The organism is Bradyrhizobium nitroreducens (genome assembly GCF_002776695.1).
GTDB classification, from domain to species: domain Bacteria; phylum Pseudomonadota; class Alphaproteobacteria; order Rhizobiales; family Xanthobacteraceae; genus Bradyrhizobium; species Bradyrhizobium nitroreducens.
In genome coordinates, this window is record NZ_LFJC01000003.1 from 286,840 (window position 1) to 306,564 (window position 19,725).

Below are 19,725 nucleotides of genomic sequence, written 5' to 3' on the forward strand. Positions count from 1 at the left end.
GGAAAAGGTCGGTATCGGGTGCGGGCAATCTGCGCCCACGCCGTGTGACACTATAGTGCATTCACGCGGAGGTCACGGACTCGTCCTAACTCTCCCGACGTTTTCAACGCGAGCGAGGAAACGAGGATGAGCCGCCTCTCGAACATGCTGCGCACGCAGCGCTTCGACGATTACCGCTTCTATCACCAGAGCACTGTCAACCAGACGCTACACCTGATCAGCGCCGTCATCTTCCTCGGCTGCTACGCACTGCTGTTCAAGGACGCAGCGCTCGCGGGCCTCGTCGGCTGGCTTGCGATGCTGACGCGGCAGACCGGGCATTTCTTCTTCGAGCCGAACGGCTATGATTCCGTCAACGACGTCAGCAACGATTACAAGGAAGCGGTGAAAGTCGGCTACAACCAGAGCCGCAAGATCGTCCTGCTGCTGGTGTGGGGCAGCGCGCCGGTTGCGCTGTATGCGTTCCCTTCCCTGTTCGGGCTGTTCGATCCGCCGGTCTCGCGTCTCGATTTCATCCGTCACGTCGGCGCGCTCTGGCTCGCGATCGGCATCGGCGGTGGTCTTGCGCGCATGCTCCAGCTGTTCGTGACACGCGATGCCACGACCGGCCTCGTCTGGATGTTCAAGGTCCTGACCGACCCCTTTCACAACATCGCACTGTACTGGAATTCGCCGCTCAAGCTGCTGCGCGGCGAGCTGATCGACACCTCGATTGCGGCTGCCGATTGGGGCCACGACGACGCCGAGGAAGCGCCGCACCTGACCTGAGCGGTGCACGCGAGGGCTGTGTCTTGCAAAACACCCGCTTGACAAACCCTGCCATTCGGCTGTACCGACGCGCCCCATGATCAACCGGACCAACCAGCGCACCGAAATGCTCCGCCGTCGCTCCCGCGACGACGAGAGGGTGCGCCATGTCCGAGGACGCCGCTGAACCACTGAATTCAGCCGAGGTTTTCGAGAAGGCCGCACCCGCAAGGTGCGGCCTTTCTGCTTTTTGCACCCCATTTCCACCCGCCTCCAGAGGAGTTCGACATGACGACGCATCCGTACGACGCGCTGATGGACATCACCGCACGGCCGAAGGCCGTGTTCGTCCGCGGCGCGGGCTCCTACCTCTGGGACGACAGCCGCAAGCGCTATCTCGACTTCGTGCAGGGCTGGGCCGTCAACTGCCTTGGCCACTCCCCGGCGGTGGTCGCCGACGCGCTTGGCGCGCAGGCCAAGCGGCTGCTGACGCCGAGCCCGGCCTTCTACAACGAGCCGAGCCTGAAGCTTGCCGAGGCGCTGGTCGCAAACAGTGCATTCGACCAGGTGTTCTTTGCCAACTCCGGTGCCGAAGCCAATGAGGGCGCGATCAAGCTCGCGCGCAAATATGGCAGCCTGCACAGGAACGGCGCGTTCGAGATCATCAGCTTCGAAGGCGGGTTCCACGGCCGCACGCTCGCGACGATGTCGGCCTCGGGCAAGAAGGCGTTCGAGCCGCTGTTCGAGCCGAAGGTCGCCGGCTTCAAGAAGGCGAAGCTGAACGACATCGCCTCGGTCGAAGCGCTGATCAACGACAACACCGTCGCCGTGATGCTCGAACCGATCCAGGGTGAGTCCGGCGTGTGGCCCGCGACCGATGCGTTCCTGCAAGAGCTGCGCGCGCTGACCGAGGCGCACGGCCTCTTGCTCATTTTCGACGAGATCCAGACCGGCATGGGCCGGACCGGAAAGCTCTTCCACTATGAGCACGCAGGCATCGCGCCTGACATCATGACGCTCGGCAAGGGCATCGGCGGCGGCGTGCCACTCGCAGCCCTGCTCGCGACCGAACGCGCCTCCTGCTTCGAGCACGGCGACCAGGGCGGCACGTTCAACGGCAACCCGATCATGTGTGCGGCGGGCCTCGCGGTGCTCGAGGAGGTCTCCAAGCCGGACTTCCTGAAACAGGTCGCCGAGACCGGCCTCCTGCTCGAAAGCGAGCTGCAGAAGGTCTCGGCCCGGCACGGGCTCGGCGGCGTGCGGGGGCGCGGCCTGTTGCTCGCGCTCGACCTCAAGCTGCCGATCGCGCCCGGCATCGTCGCGCAGGCATTCGAAGCCGGCGTGCTGCTCAATGCCCCGCAGGTCGACACCCTGCGCTTCATGCCGGCGCTGAATGTCGCGAAGGCAGAGATCGCCGAGATGATCGATTGTCTCGACGGAATTTTGACGAAGGCGGGTGCGGCAAGACGCGTCGCGTAAGCGGAGACGATGGAGACGGCCGGACGCACCCGGCCATCTCGGGCGAACTCCGCAAGCGCATGGCTTTCATTGCAGTTTGCGGAGTACGTCATGTTCAAGATCGTCCATCATATCTCCGACATCCAGCCGGCGGTGGCCGGCAAGAAGGAGATCCGGTTTCTCACCCAGCCCAACGGCATCACGCTCGGCTGCTATCTGTTCTCGGATTCCAAGACCTTCGACTCGATCGAGGCGCTGGAGTGCCGGGGCATCGCGTTCGACGGCAAGGGGCAGATCGTCTCGCGGCCGCTGCACAAGTTCTTCAATCTCGGCGAGAAGGAATCGCTGTTTCCGGACCGGGTGCTTGCGCGCGACGACATCGTCGCAATCTTCGACAAGATCGACGGCAGCATGATCGCGACCGCCCGGATCGACGGCAAGCTCGCGTGGCGGTCGCGGAAGTCGTTCGACTCCGCGGTCGTGAAGCTCACAGCCAACCTGCTTGATTCAAGCCAGAACGCCGGCATCCAGACCTTCGCCGAGGAGGTCGCCAGCAGCGGGCTGACCGCGATCTTCGAGCTGACGCATCCGCAGGCGCGTATCGTCGTCGCCCCGGAGGCCGCGGCGCTGCGCCTGCTCCACGTGCGGGACAACGTCACGGGTGCCTATGTGATGCTGGATCCAGGCCATGCCATTCATGACCTGATCGTGCGGCACAGGGTCCCATTGGTCGAGCGGTTTGACGGCCTGTCGCTGGCCGGCGCGCTTGAGTCGCTGGCCGAGATGAACGGTCGGGAGGGCTTCGTCGTGCAGTTCGCCAATGGTGACATGCTCAAGGCCAAGTGCCCCTGGTACCAACGGCTGCACCGGAGCATCACCTTCCTGCGCGAGCGGGACATCGCCTGGCTCGCCATCAAGGAGGAGCTCGACGACGTCAAGGGTGCGCTGGCCGAGGCCGGCATCGACCTTGCCGCCGTCAACGAAGTCGAGACGCGGCTCAAGACGATGCTTGGCGGCATGATGGATGAGGTCGAAGCGCTCTACCAGAAGGGCCGAGATCTTGACCGCAAGGATTTTGCGATCGCGACCCGGGCGCATCCGCTGTTTGGCCTCGCCATGCAGCGCTACCTCGGCAAGGAAGTTACCCTGCTCGACTGGTACGGGCGCACACGGCTGAAGAACGATTTCAGCTTGCGCGTGCTCGCCAACGAAACGCTGGCCGATGCGATGGACGGCTGATGCAAAAAAGTCCCCAATGCGCCTCACGCGCATTGGGGACCTATGGTTCCGTAGCTCAAGGGATAGAGCACCGCGTTGCGGACGCGGAGGCTCGAGGTTCGAGTCCTCGCGGAACCACCATTTACGGCTTCAGGATCGACGCGCCCGTGGTCTTGCGGCTTTCCAGATCGATATGGGCTTTCGCGGCGTCCTTCAGCGCATAAGCGTGGTTGATCGGCACGTGCAGCTTGCCGTTGATGACGGCGGCGAACAGCGTGTCGGCGCCTTCCAGCAGCTCCTTGCGCGTGCCGATATAGTCGTTGAGCTTCGGCCTCGTCGCGAACAGCGAGCCGTGGTTGTTGAGCTCGGCGATCGAGAACGGCGGCACGGGACCCGAGGCGTTGCCGAACGAGACGAACATGCCGCGCGGCTTCAGGCAGGACAGCGAGCCCGGGAAGGTCGATTTGCCGACGCCGTCATAGACGACGTCGCAGCCTTCGTTGCGGCTGATCTGTTTTACGCGCGCGACAAAATCCTCTTCATTGTACAGGATGACGTGGTCGCAGCCATTGGCTTCCGCAAGCTCGGCCTTCTCGCGCGAGCCGACCGTGCCGATGACGTGCGCCCCGAGCGCCCTCGCCCATTGGCAGGCCAGCAGGCCGATGCCGCCGGCCGCGGCATGGATCAGCACGCGGTGATGCGGTTCGACCCTGAAAGTCTTGTGCAGGAGGTACCAGACGGTGAGCCCCTTCAGCATCAGCACGGCGCCCTGCTCGTGCGTGATGTGGTCGGGCAGCTTGACCAGCTTCTCCCAGGGTATGTTGCGCTCGCCAGCGTACGCGCCGAGATTGTGGTAGTAGGCGACGCGGTCGCCAGGATGGAAATTGGTCACGCCGGGCCCGACCGCGACCACCTCGCCCGACGCCTCGTTGCCGGCAATGAAGGGCAGCCCCGGCGCCTTGTAGAGCCCGGTGCGATAATAGACGTCGATGAAGTTCAGGCCGACCGCATGCTGGCGAATGCGCACCTCGCCGGGACCGGGCGCCGGAACGTCGACGCTCTCATAGACCAGGGCCTCGGGGCCCCCGACCTTGTGCACACGGACCGCTTTGGTCATCACCTGACCTCCTCTTCTCCAAGACTGAGCGAAAGACATCACGCCCGCCTTGTCAACTCGATGGGTGCTGGAACGGCTAGGCGGACGGCTTGCCGGTTTTCCTGCGGTTGCGCTTCGCCAGCACGTTGAAGAATTCCACCGCTGCCGAGAACGCAATTGCGAAATAGATGTAGCCGCGCGGAATGTGGAATTTGAATCCGTCCGCGACCAGCGCGACGCCGATCAGCACCAGGAAGGCCAGCGCCAGCATCTTCGTGGTCGGATGCTCCGCGACAAAGCGCGCCACCGGCCCCGACGAGATGTACATGATGAGGCAGGCGATCACGACCGCCGCGATCATGATCTCGATATCCTCAGCCATGCCGATCGCGGTGATGATCGAATCCAGCGAGAAAACGATGTCGATGACGATGATCTGGGCGATCACCCAGAAGAAGGCGCTGCGGCCCGACCTCTGATTCTTATCGCCGTCGTCGGCTTCGACCTCGGCGTGGATCTCGTGCGTCGCCTTCGCGATCAGGAAAAGGCCGCCACCGATCAGGATCAGGTCGCGCCAGGAGAAGTCCTGCCCCGCAACCGAGAACACCGGCGCGGTCAGGCCGATCAGCCAGACCAGCAGGCTGAGCAGGATGAGGCGGAATATCAGCGCCAGCGCCAGTCCGATCTGACGGGCGCGATGCGCCTGCTGCTCGGGGATGCGCGAGACGATGACCGATATGAAGATGACGTTGTCGATGCCAAGCACGATCTCGAGCGCCGTCAACGTCAGCAGCGCCGCCCAGGCTTCGGGGCTGGTGACGAGGTGCATCATGCGAAGGATCTGACGAGACGGATCAGGGCATCGCTGAAGCTGATCCAGAGCGCGATGGCGCAGAGCACGATCGTGACGGCGGTGCCGACGCGAAAATCCATCTCCAGCACATAGAGGCCGAGCACCGCCCAGACCGCGATCAGCGACATCGTCAGCCAGCGCAGCCGCACCACGCGAACCGGATGCAGCACGTGGAACGGCACGAAGGTCAGCACGACGAGCGCGGCCACCAGCAACGTCGACCACAGCGGCGGCCAGTGCAGCAGGAACAGGTAGAACGCCGCCGCATTCCACAGCGCCGGGAAGCCGCGGAAATGATTGTCGTCAGCCTTCATGCGCAGATCGGCGAAATATAACGCACTGGTGACGATGATGGCGATGCCGAGCAAGGGAGCCGCGACCGGCAGCAGCAAGCCGCTGGCCACGATCGCATAAGCCGGCACGAACACATAGGTGACGAAGTCGACCACGAGATCGAGCACGTCGCCCGACCAGTTCGGCTGCACGTTCTTGACGTCGAGCCGGCGCGCGATCGGACCGTCGATCGCGTCGATGATCAGGGCGACGCCCAGCCACTGAAACATCGCCGCCCAGTGCTCGCGCACGGCCTCCAGCATCGCCAATAGCGCGATCGCCGCACCGAATGCGGTGAAGATGTGCACCGAGAACGCCGCGGCGCGGATCGCGGGCGTGGGCTTCAGGGAATCCTCTTGGCTGTCCATGGCTCCTGCTACCAGAACGGGGCCGGTTTGCACATCTGCCATTGCAGCGCGCGGTCGTTGCCCTCGCCCCGTCATTCCGGGGCGACACGAAGCGTCGAGCCCAAAATCCATTGTTCGACCGTCTCTGAGGGCCGATGGATTCCGGGTTCGCGCCAGGAGGCGCGCCCCGGAACGACGCCGGAGAGACTGCGCTTGAATTTGCCGCCGGGCGTGTCATTTGTTCCTCCATGACAGACGCATCGACACTTTATGACACCGCCGTGATCGGCGGCGGACCGGCGGGACTTGCCGCGGCGATCGCGCTGGCGCAGGCGGGCGCGCGGACCGCACTGGTGGCGCGGCGCGTTCCCTATGCCGACAATCGCACCACTGCATTGCTGGGTGCTTCCGTCGACCTCCTGGAGACGCTCGAGGTCTGGTCCCGCTGCAGGGACAAGGCGGCCGCGCTGGAGGTCATGCGCCTCGTCGACGACACCGGCCGGCTGTTCCGCAGCCCCGAGGTTCGCTTCTCCTGTCACGAAATCGGGCTCGACGCCTTCGGCTACAACATCGCCAATCGCTCGCTGATGCTGGCGCTGGAAGAGCGCGCGGCGGAGCTGCCCAATCTCGTTCGTCTCGACGACGAGGCCGAAAGCGTCGTGATCGAGGCCGACGACGTCGCGATCCGCACGGCCTCCGGACAGTTTCTCACGGCCCGCCTCGTGGTCGGCGCCGACGGTCGGCATTCGCTGTGCCGGGAAGCTGCCGGGATCGAGGTGACGCGGCGCGAGCTGACGCAGACGGCGCTGACCTTCAACGTCGGCCACACCAGGCCGCATCGCAACGTCTCGACCGAGTTCCACACGCCGCACGGGCCTTGCGTGTTCGTGCCTCTGCCCGGCGACCGCTCCAGCGTCGTCTGGGTCTCGGCGCCTGCCGAGGCCGAGCGGCTGCGGAGCCTCGATGACGCGGAGCTGTCTGCAGCGATCGAGAAGCAGTCGCATTCGATCCTTGGCCGCATGAGTGTGGAGCCCGGCCGCAACCTGTTCCCGCTGGCGATCGAACGTCCGAAATCCTTCGGCCGCGACCGCATCGCGCTGGTCGGCGAAGCCGCCCATGTGGTTCCCCCGATCGGCGCCCAGGGCCTCAATCTCGGCCTGCGCGATGCCGCCGACATCGCGCGGCTTGCGGGCGAAGCCCTCGCCGCCGGCCAGGATCCCGGCGCGCCCGAGGTGCTCAAGCGCTACGACCGCGCGCGGCGCCCGGACATTCTGAGCCGGACGTTTGCGATCGACATCGCCAACCGTTCCCTGCTCAACGACTTCCTGCCGCTGCAGCCGGTCCGCGCCGTCGGCATGCACCTGCTCGGCGCCATCGGCCCGCTCCGGCGCCTTGCGATGCGCGAGGGCCTGACGCCGACCTGGCGAAGGTAGAGCCGCTCACGGAAACGCCAGCCGTCCCGTCTGGATCGCCCACATCACGCTGGTCAGCGTGACCACCGACGCAAACGTCCCGAGCAGCACCGCGACGGAGGCGGACTCGATCCAGGCATCGTTCTGCCGGGCGATCACGAACACGTTGAGCGCCGGCGGCAGCGAAGCCATCAGCACGGCGGTCGCGGCCCAGGGCTGTGCGAACGGCCCGAACGCCAGCATGAGGCCGAACGCCGCAAGCGGATGGAACAGCAGCTTCACCGCGATCACGCCGGGGACCTCCCAGGGCACGCGGTCGAACGGCCGCAGCGCCACGGTCACGCCGAGCACGAACAGGGCCGTCGGGGCCGCCGCATTCTGCAGAAAGGTGATGGTGCGATCGAGCGCGACGGGCATCTCGATATGCAGCGAAGCGAAGGCCGCGCCGAAACACGCCGACATGATCAGCGGGTTGAGCACGATCTGCTTCAGCACGACGCCGAAGGCATGCACGATCGAGGGATGGTCGCGGTCGGACAGCTCGATCAAGAGCGGCACGATCGTGAACAGGAAGATGCTGTCGCAGCAGAAGATCAGCGCGGTCGGCGCGGACGCCTTCGATCCCAGCACCGCAAGCGCCAGCCCTGGCCCCATATAGCCGATATTGCCGTAGCCGCCGGACAGGCCCGCGAGCGTCGCCTCGCGTAATGTCAGCCGGCCAAGGACCTTGCCCACGACCAGCGCCAGGGTGAACGCGGCGACGGTGGACAGCGTGGTCGCCACCAGGAATGGCGGGTTGTTCAATTCCGAGAACGGCGTCTTGGACATGATCGCGAACAGCAGCGCCGGCAGCGACACATAGAGCAGGAAGAAGTTCATCCAGGCGAGGCCTGATTCCGGCAGCGATTTGACCTTGCCACAAGCAAACCCGACGAAGATCAAGCCAAAATAAGGTAGCGCTAGATTGAGGATATCGACCATTGATGAAGTGTTTTCTGAAGATTTGGGGGCTATCTGCCCCTGAAGTGAACGTCAATTCCAAATGAGGCCACTAGCATCGGCCACAATCCTGGTCTATCGACGGGGAATGATTAAAGCGCGGACCGCCAAATTCCAGATCGGACAGGTCGTGCGCCACCGGATCTTCTCGTTCCGGGGCGTGATCTTCGACATCGATCCGGAATTCAACAACACCGAGGAGTGGTGGCTGTCGATCCCCGAGGAGGTACGGCCCCACAAGGACCAGCCGTTCTACCACCTGCTCGCGGAGAACGCGGAGTCCGAGTACGTCGCCTATGTTTCCGAGCAGAATCTGCTGCCCGACGAGTCCGGCGAGCCGATCCGGCATTCCCAGGTGGCCGAGATCTTCATCAAGAACAAGGATGGCGGCTATCGCCCGCGCAATCCCTCGCTGAACTGACATTCGTCGCCGGCAAACGGCCAGCAAAAAAGGCGCTCAAATCGAGCGCCTTTTTCATGTCCGGAGCCTGGCTCCGATTACTTCTGACCTGCTGGAGCGGCGCCCGGGGCACCACCGCCCTGCTCGAGCTTCTTGCGCTGCTCGTCGGCCTTCTTCTGGAGCTCCTCCTGGAGCTTCTTCTGGTTTTCCTCGAACACCTTCGGATCGGTCGGCGGACCGTCATAGGCCTTCTGGAATTCGCCGGCGAGCGGCAGCGGCAGGGTCAGCGGCGCACCGTTGGCGTTGATCGCCTGGACAACGAGATTCTGGCCCTTCTTCATGCTGTTGATGAGCTCGGGCGTCGCCTCGTAGTCCGACATGCAGCCGTTCTGGAAGCAGATCACATAGGGCTGCTGGAGCGGCGCGTTGCTGTCCACGATGATGCGGGTGCCGTGCACGAGCTGCATGCCGAGCGGCAGCGTCACGCGCAGGATCTTCTTCGGTTCGCCTTCCGGCTCGATGATGACGGCGGCGATGACCGGCTGGCCCGATTCGATGCGGCCGTCCTTGCCGGTGAAGCAGACCTGCTTGGCGTTGGCGTCCTGGCCCTTGAGGCAGAACTTGGTCCAGGGGGCGTAGATCAGCTGGATCTGCTGATCGGCCGGCTGGGCCGCGCCCTGCTGCGCCGGAGCGCCTGCGGCGGGAGCTTGCTGAGCAGGAGCCTGAGCGGCCGGCGCCGGAGCCTTGGGGGCGGCCTTGGGAGCCGCTTTCGGGGCCGGAGCCGCCTTGGGCGCGCCGGGGGCCGGTGCCGGAGTTTGGGCCTCGGCGGCAAACGGGACGGCCAACGCCGTCGCCGTCAACAAGGCGAGAAGTCGCCCGCGCGGCCGGACGGACGCGGCCAAGTAACGGAAATTCATTGCGGAAAACCCTTTCTGAACGGGAAGTGCCCGAACCGCTCCGAAGCGCCGAACCTGGCCGCCTTGGGCGCGGCTCTCTCCCCGTCAATTGAGGCGGATAAGTGACGGGCTCGACGCTCTTGCGCGATTGGGTGCCTTCTTAACGTGGCCGACGAAAAGATCAATGCCGACAAGCGCCTTTGGCCCCGTCCGCAGCTGAGCCCGGTGAAATTCCCTGTGATAGGATTCGAGGCGAGCCGGTCCTCGAATCAACGTGTGCTGATGTTCATGTTCCAACGCCGCTTCGAGGGCCCCGGTGTCCGCGTTCGCGTCTCGGCCCTGCTGGCCTCGGCCCTTGTCCTGGCTTTCGGCGGCGGAGTGTCGATGGAGACCGCGCGGGCCGGGGAAGCCCATGCCATCGCCATGCACGGCAAGCCGGCGATGCCGGCCGATTTCACCCATATGTCCTACGCCAACCCCGATGCCCCCAAGGGCGGCCGCCTGACCTGGGGTGTTCTCGGCACCTTCGACAGCCTCAATCCCTTCATCGTCAAGGGACTGGCCGTGCAGCAGATGCGGGGCTACGTGGTCGAGAGCCTGCTCGCGCGCGGCAACGACGAGCCGTTCACGCTCTATGGCCTGCTCGCCAGGAGCGTCGAAACCGACGACGAGCGGAGCTTCGTCACGTTCCGCCTCGATCCGCGCGCCCGTTTTTCCGACGGCAAGCCGGTCACGGCCGAAGACGTGCTGTTCTCCTGGCAGCTGCTGCGCGATCACGGCCGGCCGAACCACCGGCAGTACTACGCCAAGGTCGCCAAGGCCGAGGCTCCCGATCCCCTCACCGTCCGGTTCGATCTCGCCGGCGCCAATGATCGCGAACTGCCGCTGATCCTCGGCCTGATGCCGATCCTGCCAGAGCATGCCGTCGACGTCGCGACTTTCGAGGAGACGACGCTGACGAGCCCGGTCGGCTCCGGTCCCTACCGCGTCACGGCCGTGAAGCCCGGGGCCAGCGTGACGCTGACCCGCAATCCCGACTATTGGGGCCGCGATCTGCCCATCAACCGCGGGCTCTACAATTTCGACGAGGTCAGGCTCGACTATTTTCGCGAGGCCAACGGCCAGTTCGAGGCCTTCAAGCGTGGCCTCTACGATTTCCGCGTCGAGCACGAGCCGCTGCGCTGGCATGACGGCTACGATTTTCCAGCCGCCAGAAGCGGCGAGGTGATCCGCGACACCGTCAAGCCGGGCATGCCGCAGCCATCCGAATTCCTGGTGTTCAACACGCGCCGTCCGATCTTCTCCGACATCCGCGTGCGCCAGGCGCTGACGCTGCTGTTCGATTTCGAGCTGGTCAACCGCAGCTACTTTTTCGGGCTCTATTCGCGCGTCGCCGGTTATTTCGCCGGCTCCGACCTGTCGGCCTATGGCCAGCCAGCGGACGCGCGCGAGCGTGAACTCCTGAAGCCGTTCGCCGATCGAATTCCGGCAGACGTCATGGACGGCAGTTACCGCCTTCCCGTGACCGATGGATCGGGACGCGATCGCACCACGCTTCGCGCGGCGCTGAAACTGCTGTCCGAGGCCGGCTACGATCTCGACGGCACCGTGCTGCGCAACCGCGCGACCAAGGCGCCCTTCACGTTCGAGATCATGGTCACGACCCGCGACCAGGAGCGCATTGCGCTCGCGTTCCAGCGCGACCTCAAACGCGCCGGCATCGAGCCGAGCGTGCGATCGGTCGATCCCGTGCAGTTCGACCAGCGCCGGCTCGCATTCGAATTCGACATGATCCAGAACCGCTGGGACCAGTCGCTGTCGCCGGGCAACGAGCAATATTTCTATTGGGGCAGCGCTGCCGCGGACAATCCGGGAACCCGCAACTACATGGGCGCCAGGGATCCGGCGGTCGATGCCATGATCGCCGCCCTGCTTGAGGCCCGTGAACATACGGAATTCGTCTCGTCGGTGCGGGCGCTCGACCGCGCCTTGATCGCGGGCTTCTACACAATCCCCCTGTTTAACGTATCGGAGCAATGGATCGCGCGCTGGAATCGGATAGAACGGCCCAGGACCACCTCGCTCTCGGGCTATTTGCCGGAGACATGGTGGTCGAAGGGGCAGCCTCCAGCGATTCCAGCGAAGTGACGCCGTGAACCAGCCAGCCGTATCGCCGACGCTCGACACGCTGTTTCAGCGCACGCTGATGCGGCAGCCGCACGCGCCTGCCCTGCTCGATCCCCTCAACAAGGCCCGCGTGACCGGGCATCAGCCGCGACGGATGAGCTATGCCGAGGCTGACACGGCCATCGAGGCCCTGTCGGCCTATTTCGTCGAAGCGGGCCTGCCGGCCAATTCCGTCATCGCGATCCAGTTGCCTGCTACGGTCGAGTTCGTGCTCACCGTGCTCGCCGCCCATCGCGCAGGCCTCGTCGTCGCGGTGCTGCCGCTGCTGTGGCGGCATGCGGAACTGACCGCCGCGCTCAACCGCACCGCGGCGCGCGCCATCGTCACCATGAGCACGGTCGATGGCGTCAGCTATGCCGACCTCGCGATGCACGCGGCCGCCGAAGCGTTCTCGATCCGTCATGTCTGCGGCTTCGGCACCGATCTGCCCGAAGGCATGGCTTCGCTCGACGAGGTGCTGGCCCGCCCGCCCGGCCTGACGCGTGCGGTGATCCAGGACGGCCGCAAGGCGGCGATGATCTCCTTCGATGTCACGGCGGAAGGTTTTCGCCCGGTGCCGCGGCCGCACTTCAGCCTGATCGCCGGTGGTCTTGCGATGTCGCTGGAAGCCGACATCAGGCAGGGCGCGACCTTGATGGCGGCGCTCGCGCCGATGTCGTTCGCCGGCCTCGCCTCCTCGCTCGCGGTGTGGCTGCTTTCGGGCGGCGCGCTGGCGCTGCATCATCCCTTCGAGAACGACGTGCTGGAGCAGCAGATCAACGAGCACGAATGCGAGGTGCTGATCGCGCCCGCGCAGCTCGCCCTGCGCCTCGGCGATTCGGACCTCGCGGCGCGGATGCCGTCCTTGCGCAACGTCATCGGCCTTTGGCGCGCGCCGGAGCAGGTGGCGGCAAGCGATGCCTGGATCGCCCCGCACGCGCCATTGACCGACGTCTATCTGTTCGGCGAGGCCGGCCTGTTCGGCGCCCGCCGCGGCGAGGACGGCATGCCGGTGCCGGTGATGCCGGGGCCGCACGGCGCCCCGCGCGAGCAATCCGGCTCCTCCATCGCCGGTGAGATCCTGCTGACGCCGAAAGGCACGCTCGGTCTGCGCGGCGCGATGGTGCCGATCGCGGCCTACGCCCCGCCGCAGCCGGTCGGCGACACGCTGATCGCACAGCCGCCACGCGACTATGTCGACACCGGCTACGCCGCACGGCTCGACCGTCCGAGCGGGGCGATCTGCATCACCGCACCGCCCTCCGGCATCATGGCCGTCGGCGGCTATCGCTTCCTCTCCAACGATCTCCAGGAATGGGCCCGCCGGCTCGGTCAGGGCGCCCTCCTCACCGCGCTGCCCGATCGGCTGTCCGGCCACAGGCTGGCCGGGCGGGCCCAGGACAATGCCCGGGCCCGCGAGGCGCTCAGCGAACTCGGGCTTAACCCCCTGATGGTCGAGGCTTTTCGCGACCGCTCCGGCCCCACCTAGACGCAGTTTCGCCACCTCCGTTGACGCTGCATTAAGGCGGCCAAACTAGATTGCGCGGCATCTGTCGCGTGATCAGAGTTTGTCGAATGTCCCAGGCGGGCCCGATCCTGTTTGTGTCCAATGCCGAACGGCCGCCCTTCATTGCGGCGCTGGACGAGGCTCGGCTGTTTCCCGTCGTCGACACCGAATGGGCCAGCGCAGCGCGCGCGGTCGAGCAGGTCCAGCCGGCCGTGGTTCTCGCCCAGATGTCCGGCGGACACGAGCCGCATATCGCGCCGCTCGCAAGGAAGATCGCCGACCAGTCGCCTTACCTGCCCTTCGTGACCGTGGATCCGGCGAGCACGCTGCCCCACAACGCCCTGCCGTTCTCCTCGCGCGGTGGCAATCCCGACCGGCTGATCGCACGGCTTCGCGCCGCCCTGCGCGTGCGTACCCTCCATGCCACGGTGCTGCGCCGGCTGCCTGAAGTGAAGGTCGCGTTGCCCCAAGGCGATCCCACACGCGATGCCACCGTGCTGCTGATCGGCCGCGGCGCGGCCTATCCCGCACTCTCCGTCGCACTGGGTGAACGTGTCGGCGTGGTCGGCGCACTTTCGATCGAGGCCGCCGCAAAACATCTCAACACCCGTGACCTCGACGGCGTCGTGCTCGCCGAAGGTTTTACCGCGCGCGTCACCGACGCCTTCCTCACGGTGCTCGCCGAGGACACCCGCTTCCGCAGCCTGCCGGTCGTCGTTACCGCGCACCAGCTGACGCAGAGTTACGACCTGCCCAATCTCGAGCTGATCCCGGGAGAGCCGGCCAAGGTCGCGGCCAATGCGCTGCCCCTGATCCGCCAGCACGCCATGGAAGCCCAGTTGAGCCGCACGCTGCGCTCGATCGATGCCGGCGGCTGGCTCGATCCGCGCAGCGGCCTTCTGACGGTCGAAGCTTTCGCCCGCGATTTTGCCAAGGCGGTCGAGCAGGCCCTCGCCCGCGGCGGCGGTCTGTCGGTCGCGCGCTTCGCCTTCGACCCCGGCAATTCCCGCGCCCAGCTCGATGCCGCGCGCATCCTCAGCCGCCTGATGCGGCAGATGGATTTCGGCGCGGCGCAGAAGGACGGTTCGGTCATCGTCGTGTTCGCGGAAACCGACTTCCGCACCGCGCACATGATCGCGCGGCGCTTATCGGCCGTGATGCGCCACACCTCGAACGGCAAGCACGAGATGCGCAGCGAACCCGTTGTCAGCGTGGACTCGCTGTCGCCGTCGGATACGGCAAGGTCGCTGCTGGCCCGGCTGTCGGCGGACGGGACGCGGGCGGCGTCGTAGCAACCGCAGCCGTCGCGCCTCAACCGCTCAGACCATCATGAGCTTGATCTGGCCATCCTCGACAATCCCCATCGCGAGAGCGTCGCGCGCCATCTTCTCGACGGCCGGCCAGTTCGTCAGAAGGTATCTCTGCGCCTGCACCTTGGTCGGGAAATTTGTTTGAAGAATACAGCGCTGCCGCGTGTTCCCGTTCGCGATCTGGAAGGACACCGCCTGAGGGCCCTCCCGAAGCTCTTGCTCGGTGGGCTGGGGAAGTTTGCGCATGCTGCTCTTTCTCGCGGCTCAGCGAACCGGTAAGGCGACCCCGGACGCTGGATCGGCGCGAGCCGTCCCGGCCGCGATCTTCCTGGCTTTCGATCTTCGCTCTGACTCGGACCTCGGTTGCGTATTGCAGACCGCTTCTGTCAGCATCAGGCGGAGCTCTGCCTTGGTCTTGGGTGCTTGCCGCGTGGTCGACTTCTGCCAATTGGTCATGAAATCTATATGGGTATCTTCGCGCGAAATGCCACTGTTGGCATTCGCGATCAGGCGGTCACAGGTGCAAAAAACCCGCGGCCGGTGAACGGTCGCGGGCCAAGAGATCCGAAGCTCTGCCAGTACATCCGTGGTCAAAGCAACGTCATGTCGATTGCGACAGCCTATGCGGCGCGCAGATCTTCAGCAGCAGACTTGCCGGTCCGGCGGTCTGCAACGATTTCGAATGAAACCTTCTGCCCTTCGTTCAGAGTATTCATGCCGGCGCGTTCAACGGCGCTGATGTGAACGAACACATCCTGGCTGCCCTGGTCGGGCTGAATGAATCCGAAACCTTTTTGGCTGTTAAACCACTTCACAGTTCCCGTCGTCATGGGGGTCGTCCTTTAAGATAGATAAGCGTTTGACCGCGCTGAAAAGCGCGTTCGGTGTCGTCGAGATCTGGAGGGAGGGTCGTCAGTCAGGCGCGCTTGTGAGCGGCGAGGCCAAGTCGTTCGGCCGAAACTCGATAAAATGAATATGGCTCCTGCTCAATCATTTCGCAAGTGGCCATATGTCATTATTTTCGAATCCAGAGGCGACGCAACGATTCAAGCTGCATCGCCTCTGCAAGATGGCGCTCACGCCGCCCTCTTGCTCTCCGCGAGCTGCGCCAGCTGGCGCATGATCTCCGTCGTGCCGGCGAGCCGCTCTTCCGGCGTCTCCCAATCCTGCAGAAACACCACCTTCATGTCGGGGCGTACCTTGGCGGCCTGGCCGTAGCTGCGGATGAAGGTGACCAGGCGATCGGGATAGGCGAAGGAATTGTCGCGGAAGACGATGACGGCGCCCTTGGGGCCTGCGTCGATCTTCTCGACATTGGCCCGGCGGCAGAACGCCTTGATGGCGGCGACCTTGAACAGGTAGCGCACCTCGTCCGGCAGCACGCCGAAGCGGTCGCGCATCTCGGCGCCGAAGTTTTCGATCTCCTCCTCGGTGTCGAGATCGGCGAGGCGCCGGTACAGCGACAGCCGGACCGAGAGGTCGCCGACGTAATCCTCCGGAATGAGCACAGGCATGCCGATCGTGATCGACGGCGACCAGCGGTCGGCGGCGGGCTCGGAGACGCCGGCCTTGAGGTTGACGATCGCCTCCTCCAGCATCGATTGGTACAGCTCGAAGCCGACCTCCTTGATGTGGCCCGACTGCTCCTCGCCGAGCAGATTGCCGGCGCCGCGGATGTCGAGGTCGTGCGAGGCGAGCTGGAAGCCTGCCCCCAGCGTCTCCAGCGATTGCAGCACGGTGAGCCGGCGCTCGGCCTGCGCGGTGATCTTCTGCTGCGCCGGCAGCGTGAACAGCGCATAGGCGCGCAGCTTGGAGCGGCCGACGCGGCCACGGAGCTGGTAGAGCTGGGCGAGGCCGAACATGTCGGCGCGGTGCACGATCAGCGTGTTGGCGTTGGGAATGTCGAGGCCGGATTCGACGATCGTGGTCGACAAGAGGATGTCGAACTTGCCGTCGTAGAACGCGGTCATGATGTCCTCGATCACGGCCGGCGGCATCTGCCCGTGCGCGACGGCGACCTTCATCTCCGGCACGTTCTTGTCGAGGAAGTCCTTGACCTCGGCGAGGTCGTCGATGCGCGGCACCACGTAGAACGCCTGCCCGCCGCGATAGCGCTCGCGCAAGAGCGCCTCGCGGATCATCAAGGGATCGTGCGGGGCGACGAAGGTGCGGACCGCGAGGCGGTCGACCGGCGGCGATGCGATGATCGAGAGCTCGCGGACGCCGGTCAGCGCCAGCTGCAGCGTACGCGGGATCGGGGTCGCCGACAGCGTCAGCACATGCACCTCGGAACGAAGCGCCTTCAGCCGCTCCTTGTGGGTGACGCCGAAGTGCTGCTCCTCGTCGACGATGACGAGGCCGAGATCGCGGAATTTGATCGCCTTGCCCAGCAGTGCATGGGTGCCGACGACGATGTCGACCGAACCGTCGGCGATGCCCTTCTTGACCAGGTTGAGCTCCTTGGCCGCGATCAGGCGCGAGGCCTGCGCCACGTTCACCGGAAAGCCCTTGAATCGTTCGGTGAAGGTTCTTGCGTGCTGGCGCGCCAGCAGGGTGGTCGGCACCACAACCGCAACCTGCTTGCCTTCGAGCGCCACGGCAAACGCGGCGCGCAAAGCCACCTCGGTCTTGCCAAAACCGACGTCGCCGCAGATCAGCCGGTCCATGGGGCGGCCGAGTTCGAGGTCTTTCAGCGTGGATTCGATGGCCCCGAGCTGGTCCTCGGTCTCGTCATAGGGGAAGCGTGCACAGAACTCGTCGTAGAGGCCGGGCTGCACCAGGAGCTTGGGCGCCTCGTGCAGATGGCGCGCAGCGGCGATCTTGATCAACTCGCCCGCGATCTCGCGGATGCGGTTCTTGAGTTTCGCCTTGCGGGTCTGCCAGCCGGAGCCGCCCAGACGATCCAGCTCGACCGTGGTCTGGTCGGAGCCATAGCGCGACAGCAGTTCGATATTCTCGACCGGCAGGAACAGTTTTGCGTCGGCGGCATAATGCAGCTCGAGGCAGTCATGCGGCGCGCCGGCGACGTCGAGCGTCTGCAGGCCGACAAAGCGCCCGATGCCGTGATCGGCGTGGACGACGATGTCGCCCGCGGTGAGGCTCGTGATCTCCGAGATGAAATTGTCGAGCTTGCGGCTGGCCTTGCGCGTCCGCACCAGGCGGTCGCCGAGGATGTCCTGCTCGCTGATCAGCGCGATCTCGTCGGTCTCGAAACCGGCCTCCAGGCCGAGCACGGCGAGCATGGTCTCGTTGCGCGGCGTGGCCTGCACCGTCCGCCAGGCGTTGACGCTGGTGGTGTGGGCGAGCTTGTGGTCGCGCAGCATCGAGGTCATGCGGTCGCGCGAGCCTTCGCTCCAGAGCGCGATCACGACCTTCTTGCGCTGGGCCTGCAAGGCCATGACGTGGGCGACGACAGACTCGAACACGTTGACGGTGCTGTCGTTGCGCTCCGGCGCGAAATCGCGGCCCTTGCGTGCGCCAGCGTCGACCACGCTCGTCCCGTCGGCCGGCACCGAGAACTGCGTCAGGCGTGCCAGCGGAATGTCGCCGAGGCGTTTGGTCCACTCCTCGTCGGTGAGATAAAGCCGGTCCGGCGGCAGTGGCTTGTAGATGGCACCGCCGCCGGGATGCTCCATCGCATCGCGGCGGGCCTCGTAATAGTCCTGGATCTGCTTGAAGCGCTCGCGCACGGCGTCCTCGGCCTGCGGCTCGATCGCGACGGCGGCTCCTTGCAGATAGTCGAACAGCGTGTCCATCCGGTCCTGGAACAGCGGCAGCCAGTGCTCCATGCCGGGATGGCGGCGGCCTTCGCTGACGGCCTCGTACAGCGCGTCGTCGCGCTCGGGCGCGCCGAACTCGGCGACATAGCCCATGCGGAAGCGGCGGATGGTGTCGGTGACGAGCTGAAATTCCGAGACCGGCACGAGGTCGAGCGAGCGCATGTCGAGCAGCGTGCGCTGTGTCTCGGCATCAAACGTGCGGATCGATTCCAGGCTGTCGCCGAAGAAATCGAACCGCACGGGCTGCTCGAGGCCGGCCGGAAACAGGTCGAGGATGCCGCCGCGCACGGCGTATTCGCCGGGCTCGCGCACGGTCGAGGAGCGGTTGTAGCCGTTGTGCTCGAGCCAGGCGACGATGGTGTCCATCGGCACGACGTTGCCGGGGGCGACCGACAGCGCCTGTGCCGCGACGAGCTCGCGCGCGGGCACGCGCTGCACCACCGCATTCACCGTGGTCAGCACGATCAGCGGCTTGTCGCTGCCGGTGAGCGGGGCGAGCCGCGCCAGCGTGGTGAGGCGCTGGGCCAGGATGCCGCCATGCGGCGAGACGCGGTCATAGGGCTGGCAGTCCCAGGCCGGGAAAGTCAGCACCGGAAGATCGGGCGCGAAGAACTGCAGCGCGCGTTCGAGCTGCTGCATCCGCGGCCCGTCGCGGCAGACCACCGCAAGGCTGACGGCCGGCTTCTTGGGCCGCGCCGCGATGGCGCGGGCGAGATCGGAGATGACGAGACCCTCGGCGCCCTCGGCAACATTGGCAAGCGTCAGCGCCCGGCCGGGCGTGAGCAGCTCGGCCGGAGATTTCGACCCAGGCTTCATAGATGGCCGTCCGCGATCGGATAGGCCTTAATGCGGGCAAACAGGGGACCCGTCACATCGGCCGGCAGCTCCTTGTCGCCGCTGATGGCGGCGTAGAGATCGGGATCATTGACCTCCAGCAGGATCTCGAGCTGATCGAGCTCGGCATCGGACAGATTGCCGATCTCAGCGTCGGCAAAACGGCCGAGGATCAGGTCCATCTCCCGCGTGCCGCGGTGCCAGCAGCGGAACAGAAGCCGCTTGCGGCGGTCGTCCAGGCCGCTGCTCGATCGTGTCGTTCCCGTCATGTCTCTGATCCAGTCAAACGCAGAAAGCCCGGACGTGCCGGGCGGGGTTGATATAGCCACTCAGGCAGGCCGTGTCAGCCCTTTGTTATTGCAATTGTCCG

At 65.5% G+C, this 19,725-nt stretch carries 17 protein-coding genes and 1 tRNA gene; 9 read left to right on the forward strand and 9 right to left on the reverse strand.

Annotated features, from left to right (window positions below; translation table 11 throughout):
* The first annotated feature begins 126 nt into the window (after positions 1–126).
* The 4 genes from TSA1_RS01455 to TSA1_RS01470 all read left to right on the forward strand — a co-directional run bounded on the left by TSA1_RS01455 (position 127) and on the right by TSA1_RS01470 (position 3,564).
* Complete coding sequence (locus tag TSA1_RS01455) at positions 127–768, forward strand: hypothetical protein (protein ID WP_100174775.1); 642 nt, start codon at positions 127–129, stop codon at positions 766–768.
* A gap of 267 nt (positions 769–1,035) precedes the next feature.
* Positions 1,036–2,226, forward strand: coding sequence for an acetylornithine transaminase (locus tag TSA1_RS01460; protein ID WP_100174776.1), 1,191 nt, complete (start codon positions 1,036–1,038; stop codon positions 2,224–2,226).
* Positions 2,227–2,316: 90 nt separating this feature from the next.
* Positions 2,317–3,444 carry an RNA ligase gene (locus TSA1_RS01465; RefSeq protein ID WP_100174777.1) on the forward strand — a complete coding sequence of 376 codons (1,128 nt, stop codon included), beginning with the start codon at positions 2,317–2,319 and terminating at the stop codon, positions 3,442–3,444.
* Positions 3,445–3,488: 44 nt separating this feature from the next.
* A tRNA-Arg gene (locus TSA1_RS01470) sits at positions 3,489–3,564 on the forward strand.
* A gap of 1 nt (position 3,565) precedes the next feature.
* Here TSA1_RS01470 and TSA1_RS01475 read toward each other — a convergent pair.
* From TSA1_RS01475 to pcsA, 3 genes are all read right to left on the reverse strand, one after another.
* Complete coding sequence (locus TSA1_RS01475) at positions 3,566–4,540, reverse strand: quinone oxidoreductase family protein (RefSeq protein WP_100174778.1); 975 nt, start codon at positions 4,538–4,540, stop codon at positions 3,566–3,568.
* Positions 4,541–4,616: 76 nt separating this feature from the next.
* Positions 4,617–5,351 carry a TerC family protein gene (locus TSA1_RS01480; protein ID WP_100174779.1) on the reverse strand — a complete coding sequence of 245 codons (735 nt, stop codon included), beginning with the start codon at positions 5,349–5,351 and terminating at the stop codon, positions 4,617–4,619.
* Entirely contained in the window at positions 5,348–6,115 is a 768-nt protein-coding gene (gene pcsA / locus TSA1_RS01485) for a phosphatidylcholine synthase (RefSeq protein WP_100174780.1), read from the reverse strand. Before pcsA ends, TSA1_RS01480 begins: the two co-directional genes overlap by 4 nt.
* 185 nt (positions 6,116–6,300) lie before the next feature.
* Between pcsA and TSA1_RS01490 the strand changes: the two genes are divergently transcribed.
* Entirely contained in the window at positions 6,301–7,485 is a 1,185-nt protein-coding gene (locus tag TSA1_RS01490) for a UbiH/UbiF family hydroxylase (RefSeq protein WP_100174781.1), read from the forward strand.
* A gap of 6 nt (positions 7,486–7,491) precedes the next feature.
* On the opposite strand, the gene TSA1_RS01495 is transcribed toward TSA1_RS01490, so the two are convergent.
* Positions 7,492–8,445, reverse strand: a complete 954-nt coding sequence (locus tag TSA1_RS01495; RefSeq protein ID WP_100174782.1) for an AEC family transporter — start codon at positions 8,443–8,445, stop codon at positions 7,492–7,494.
* A gap of 106 nt (positions 8,446–8,551) precedes the next feature.
* Between TSA1_RS01495 and hspQ the strand changes: the two genes are divergently transcribed.
* A complete protein-coding gene (gene hspQ, locus TSA1_RS01500) occupies positions 8,552–8,884 on the forward strand; it encodes a heat shock protein HspQ (protein ID WP_018317973.1) in 333 nt (110 codons plus the stop codon).
* Between the two features lie 77 nt (positions 8,885–8,961).
* On the opposite strand, the gene TSA1_RS01505 is transcribed toward hspQ, so the two are convergent.
* Positions 8,962–9,780: an invasion associated locus B family protein gene (locus TSA1_RS01505; RefSeq protein ID WP_097662269.1), complete on the reverse strand. Its 819-nt coding sequence runs from the start codon at positions 9,778–9,780 to the stop codon at positions 8,962–8,964.
* A 261-nt stretch (positions 9,781–10,041) separates the two neighbouring features.
* Between TSA1_RS01505 and TSA1_RS01510 the strand changes: the two genes are divergently transcribed.
* The 3 genes from TSA1_RS01510 to TSA1_RS01520 all read left to right on the forward strand — a co-directional run bounded on the left by TSA1_RS01510 (position 10,042) and on the right by TSA1_RS01520 (position 14,724).
* Positions 10,042–11,907: an extracellular solute-binding protein gene (locus TSA1_RS01510; protein WP_174718690.1), complete on the forward strand. Its 1,866-nt coding sequence runs from the start codon at positions 10,042–10,044 to the stop codon at positions 11,905–11,907.
* A 4-nt stretch (positions 11,908–11,911) separates the two neighbouring features.
* Positions 11,912–13,414 carry a class I adenylate-forming enzyme family protein gene (locus tag TSA1_RS01515; protein ID WP_100174783.1) on the forward strand — a complete coding sequence of 501 codons (1,503 nt, stop codon included), beginning with the start codon at positions 11,912–11,914 and terminating at the stop codon, positions 13,412–13,414.
* A gap of 86 nt (positions 13,415–13,500) precedes the next feature.
* Complete coding sequence (locus TSA1_RS01520; protein ID WP_100174784.1) at positions 13,501–14,724, forward strand: hypothetical protein; 1,224 nt, start codon at positions 13,501–13,503, stop codon at positions 14,722–14,724.
* 27 nt (positions 14,725–14,751) lie between these two features.
* Here the strand turns inward: TSA1_RS01520 and TSA1_RS01525 are convergent, their stop codons facing one another.
* The 4 genes from TSA1_RS01525 to TSA1_RS01545 all read right to left on the reverse strand — a co-directional run bounded on the left by TSA1_RS01525 (position 14,752) and on the right by TSA1_RS01545 (position 19,624).
* A complete protein-coding gene (locus TSA1_RS01525) occupies positions 14,752–14,988 on the reverse strand; it encodes a hypothetical protein (protein ID WP_097662272.1) in 237 nt (78 codons plus the stop codon).
* A gap of 374 nt (positions 14,989–15,362) precedes the next feature.
* The gene (locus TSA1_RS01535; protein WP_028144554.1) at positions 15,363–15,572 is read right to left on the reverse strand and encodes a cold-shock protein; all 210 of its coding nucleotides are present in this window, start codon (positions 15,570–15,572) and stop codon (positions 15,363–15,365) included.
* A gap of 246 nt (positions 15,573–15,818) precedes the next feature.
* A complete protein-coding gene (gene mfd, locus TSA1_RS01540; protein WP_100174786.1) occupies positions 15,819–19,337 on the reverse strand; it encodes a transcription-repair coupling factor in 3,519 nt (1,172 codons plus the stop codon).
* Complete coding sequence (locus TSA1_RS01545; RefSeq protein ID WP_100174787.1) at positions 19,334–19,624, reverse strand: FAD assembly factor SdhE; 291 nt, start codon at positions 19,622–19,624, stop codon at positions 19,334–19,336. Before TSA1_RS01545 ends, mfd begins: the two co-directional genes overlap by 4 nt.
* Positions 19,625–19,725: the final 101 nt, after the last annotated feature.

Bases quoted from the DNA above. Each gene is read 5' to 3' on its own strand.
- TSA1_RS01455 (WP_100174775.1), top strand. From the start codon at position 127: ATGAGCCGCCTCTCGAACATGCTGCGCACGCAGCGCTTCGACGATTAC.
- TSA1_RS01460 (WP_100174776.1), top strand. From the start codon at position 1,036: ATGACGACGCATCCGTACGACGCGCTGATGGACATCACCGCACGGCCG.
- TSA1_RS01465 (WP_100174777.1), top strand. From the start codon at position 2,317: ATGTTCAAGATCGTCCATCATATCTCCGACATCCAGCCGGCGGTGGCC.
- TSA1_RS01475 (WP_100174778.1), bottom strand. From the start codon at position 4,540: ATGACCAAAGCGGTCCGTGTGCACAAGGTCGGGGGCCCCGAGGCCCTG.
- TSA1_RS01480 (WP_100174779.1), bottom strand. From the start codon at position 5,351: ATGATGCACCTCGTCACCAGCCCCGAAGCCTGGGCGGCGCTGCTGACG.
- pcsA (WP_100174780.1), bottom strand. From the start codon at position 6,115: ATGGCAGATGTGCAAACCGGCCCCGTTCTGGTAGCAGGAGCCATGGAC.
- TSA1_RS01490 (WP_100174781.1), top strand. From the start codon at position 6,301: ATGACAGACGCATCGACACTTTATGACACCGCCGTGATCGGCGGCGGA.
- TSA1_RS01495 (WP_100174782.1), bottom strand. From the start codon at position 8,445: ATGGTCGATATCCTCAATCTAGCGCTACCTTATTTTGGCTTGATCTTC.
- hspQ (WP_018317973.1), top strand. From the start codon at position 8,552: ATGATTAAAGCGCGGACCGCCAAATTCCAGATCGGACAGGTCGTGCGC.
- TSA1_RS01505 (WP_097662269.1), bottom strand. From the start codon at position 9,780: ATGAATTTCCGTTACTTGGCCGCGTCCGTCCGGCCGCGCGGGCGACTT.
- TSA1_RS01510 (WP_174718690.1), top strand. From the start codon at position 10,042: ATGTTCATGTTCCAACGCCGCTTCGAGGGCCCCGGTGTCCGCGTTCGC.
- TSA1_RS01520 (WP_100174784.1), top strand. From the start codon at position 13,501: ATGTCCCAGGCGGGCCCGATCCTGTTTGTGTCCAATGCCGAACGGCCG.
- TSA1_RS01525 (WP_097662272.1), bottom strand. From the start codon at position 14,988: ATGCGCAAACTTCCCCAGCCCACCGAGCAAGAGCTTCGGGAGGGCCCT.
- TSA1_RS01535 (WP_028144554.1), bottom strand. From the start codon at position 15,572: ATGACGACGGGAACTGTGAAGTGGTTTAACAGCCAAAAAGGTTTCGGA.
- mfd (WP_100174786.1), bottom strand. From the start codon at position 19,337: ATGAAGCCTGGGTCGAAATCTCCGGCCGAGCTGCTCACGCCCGGCCGG.
- TSA1_RS01545 (WP_100174787.1), bottom strand. From the start codon at position 19,624: ATGACGGGAACGACACGATCGAGCAGCGGCCTGGACGACCGCCGCAAG.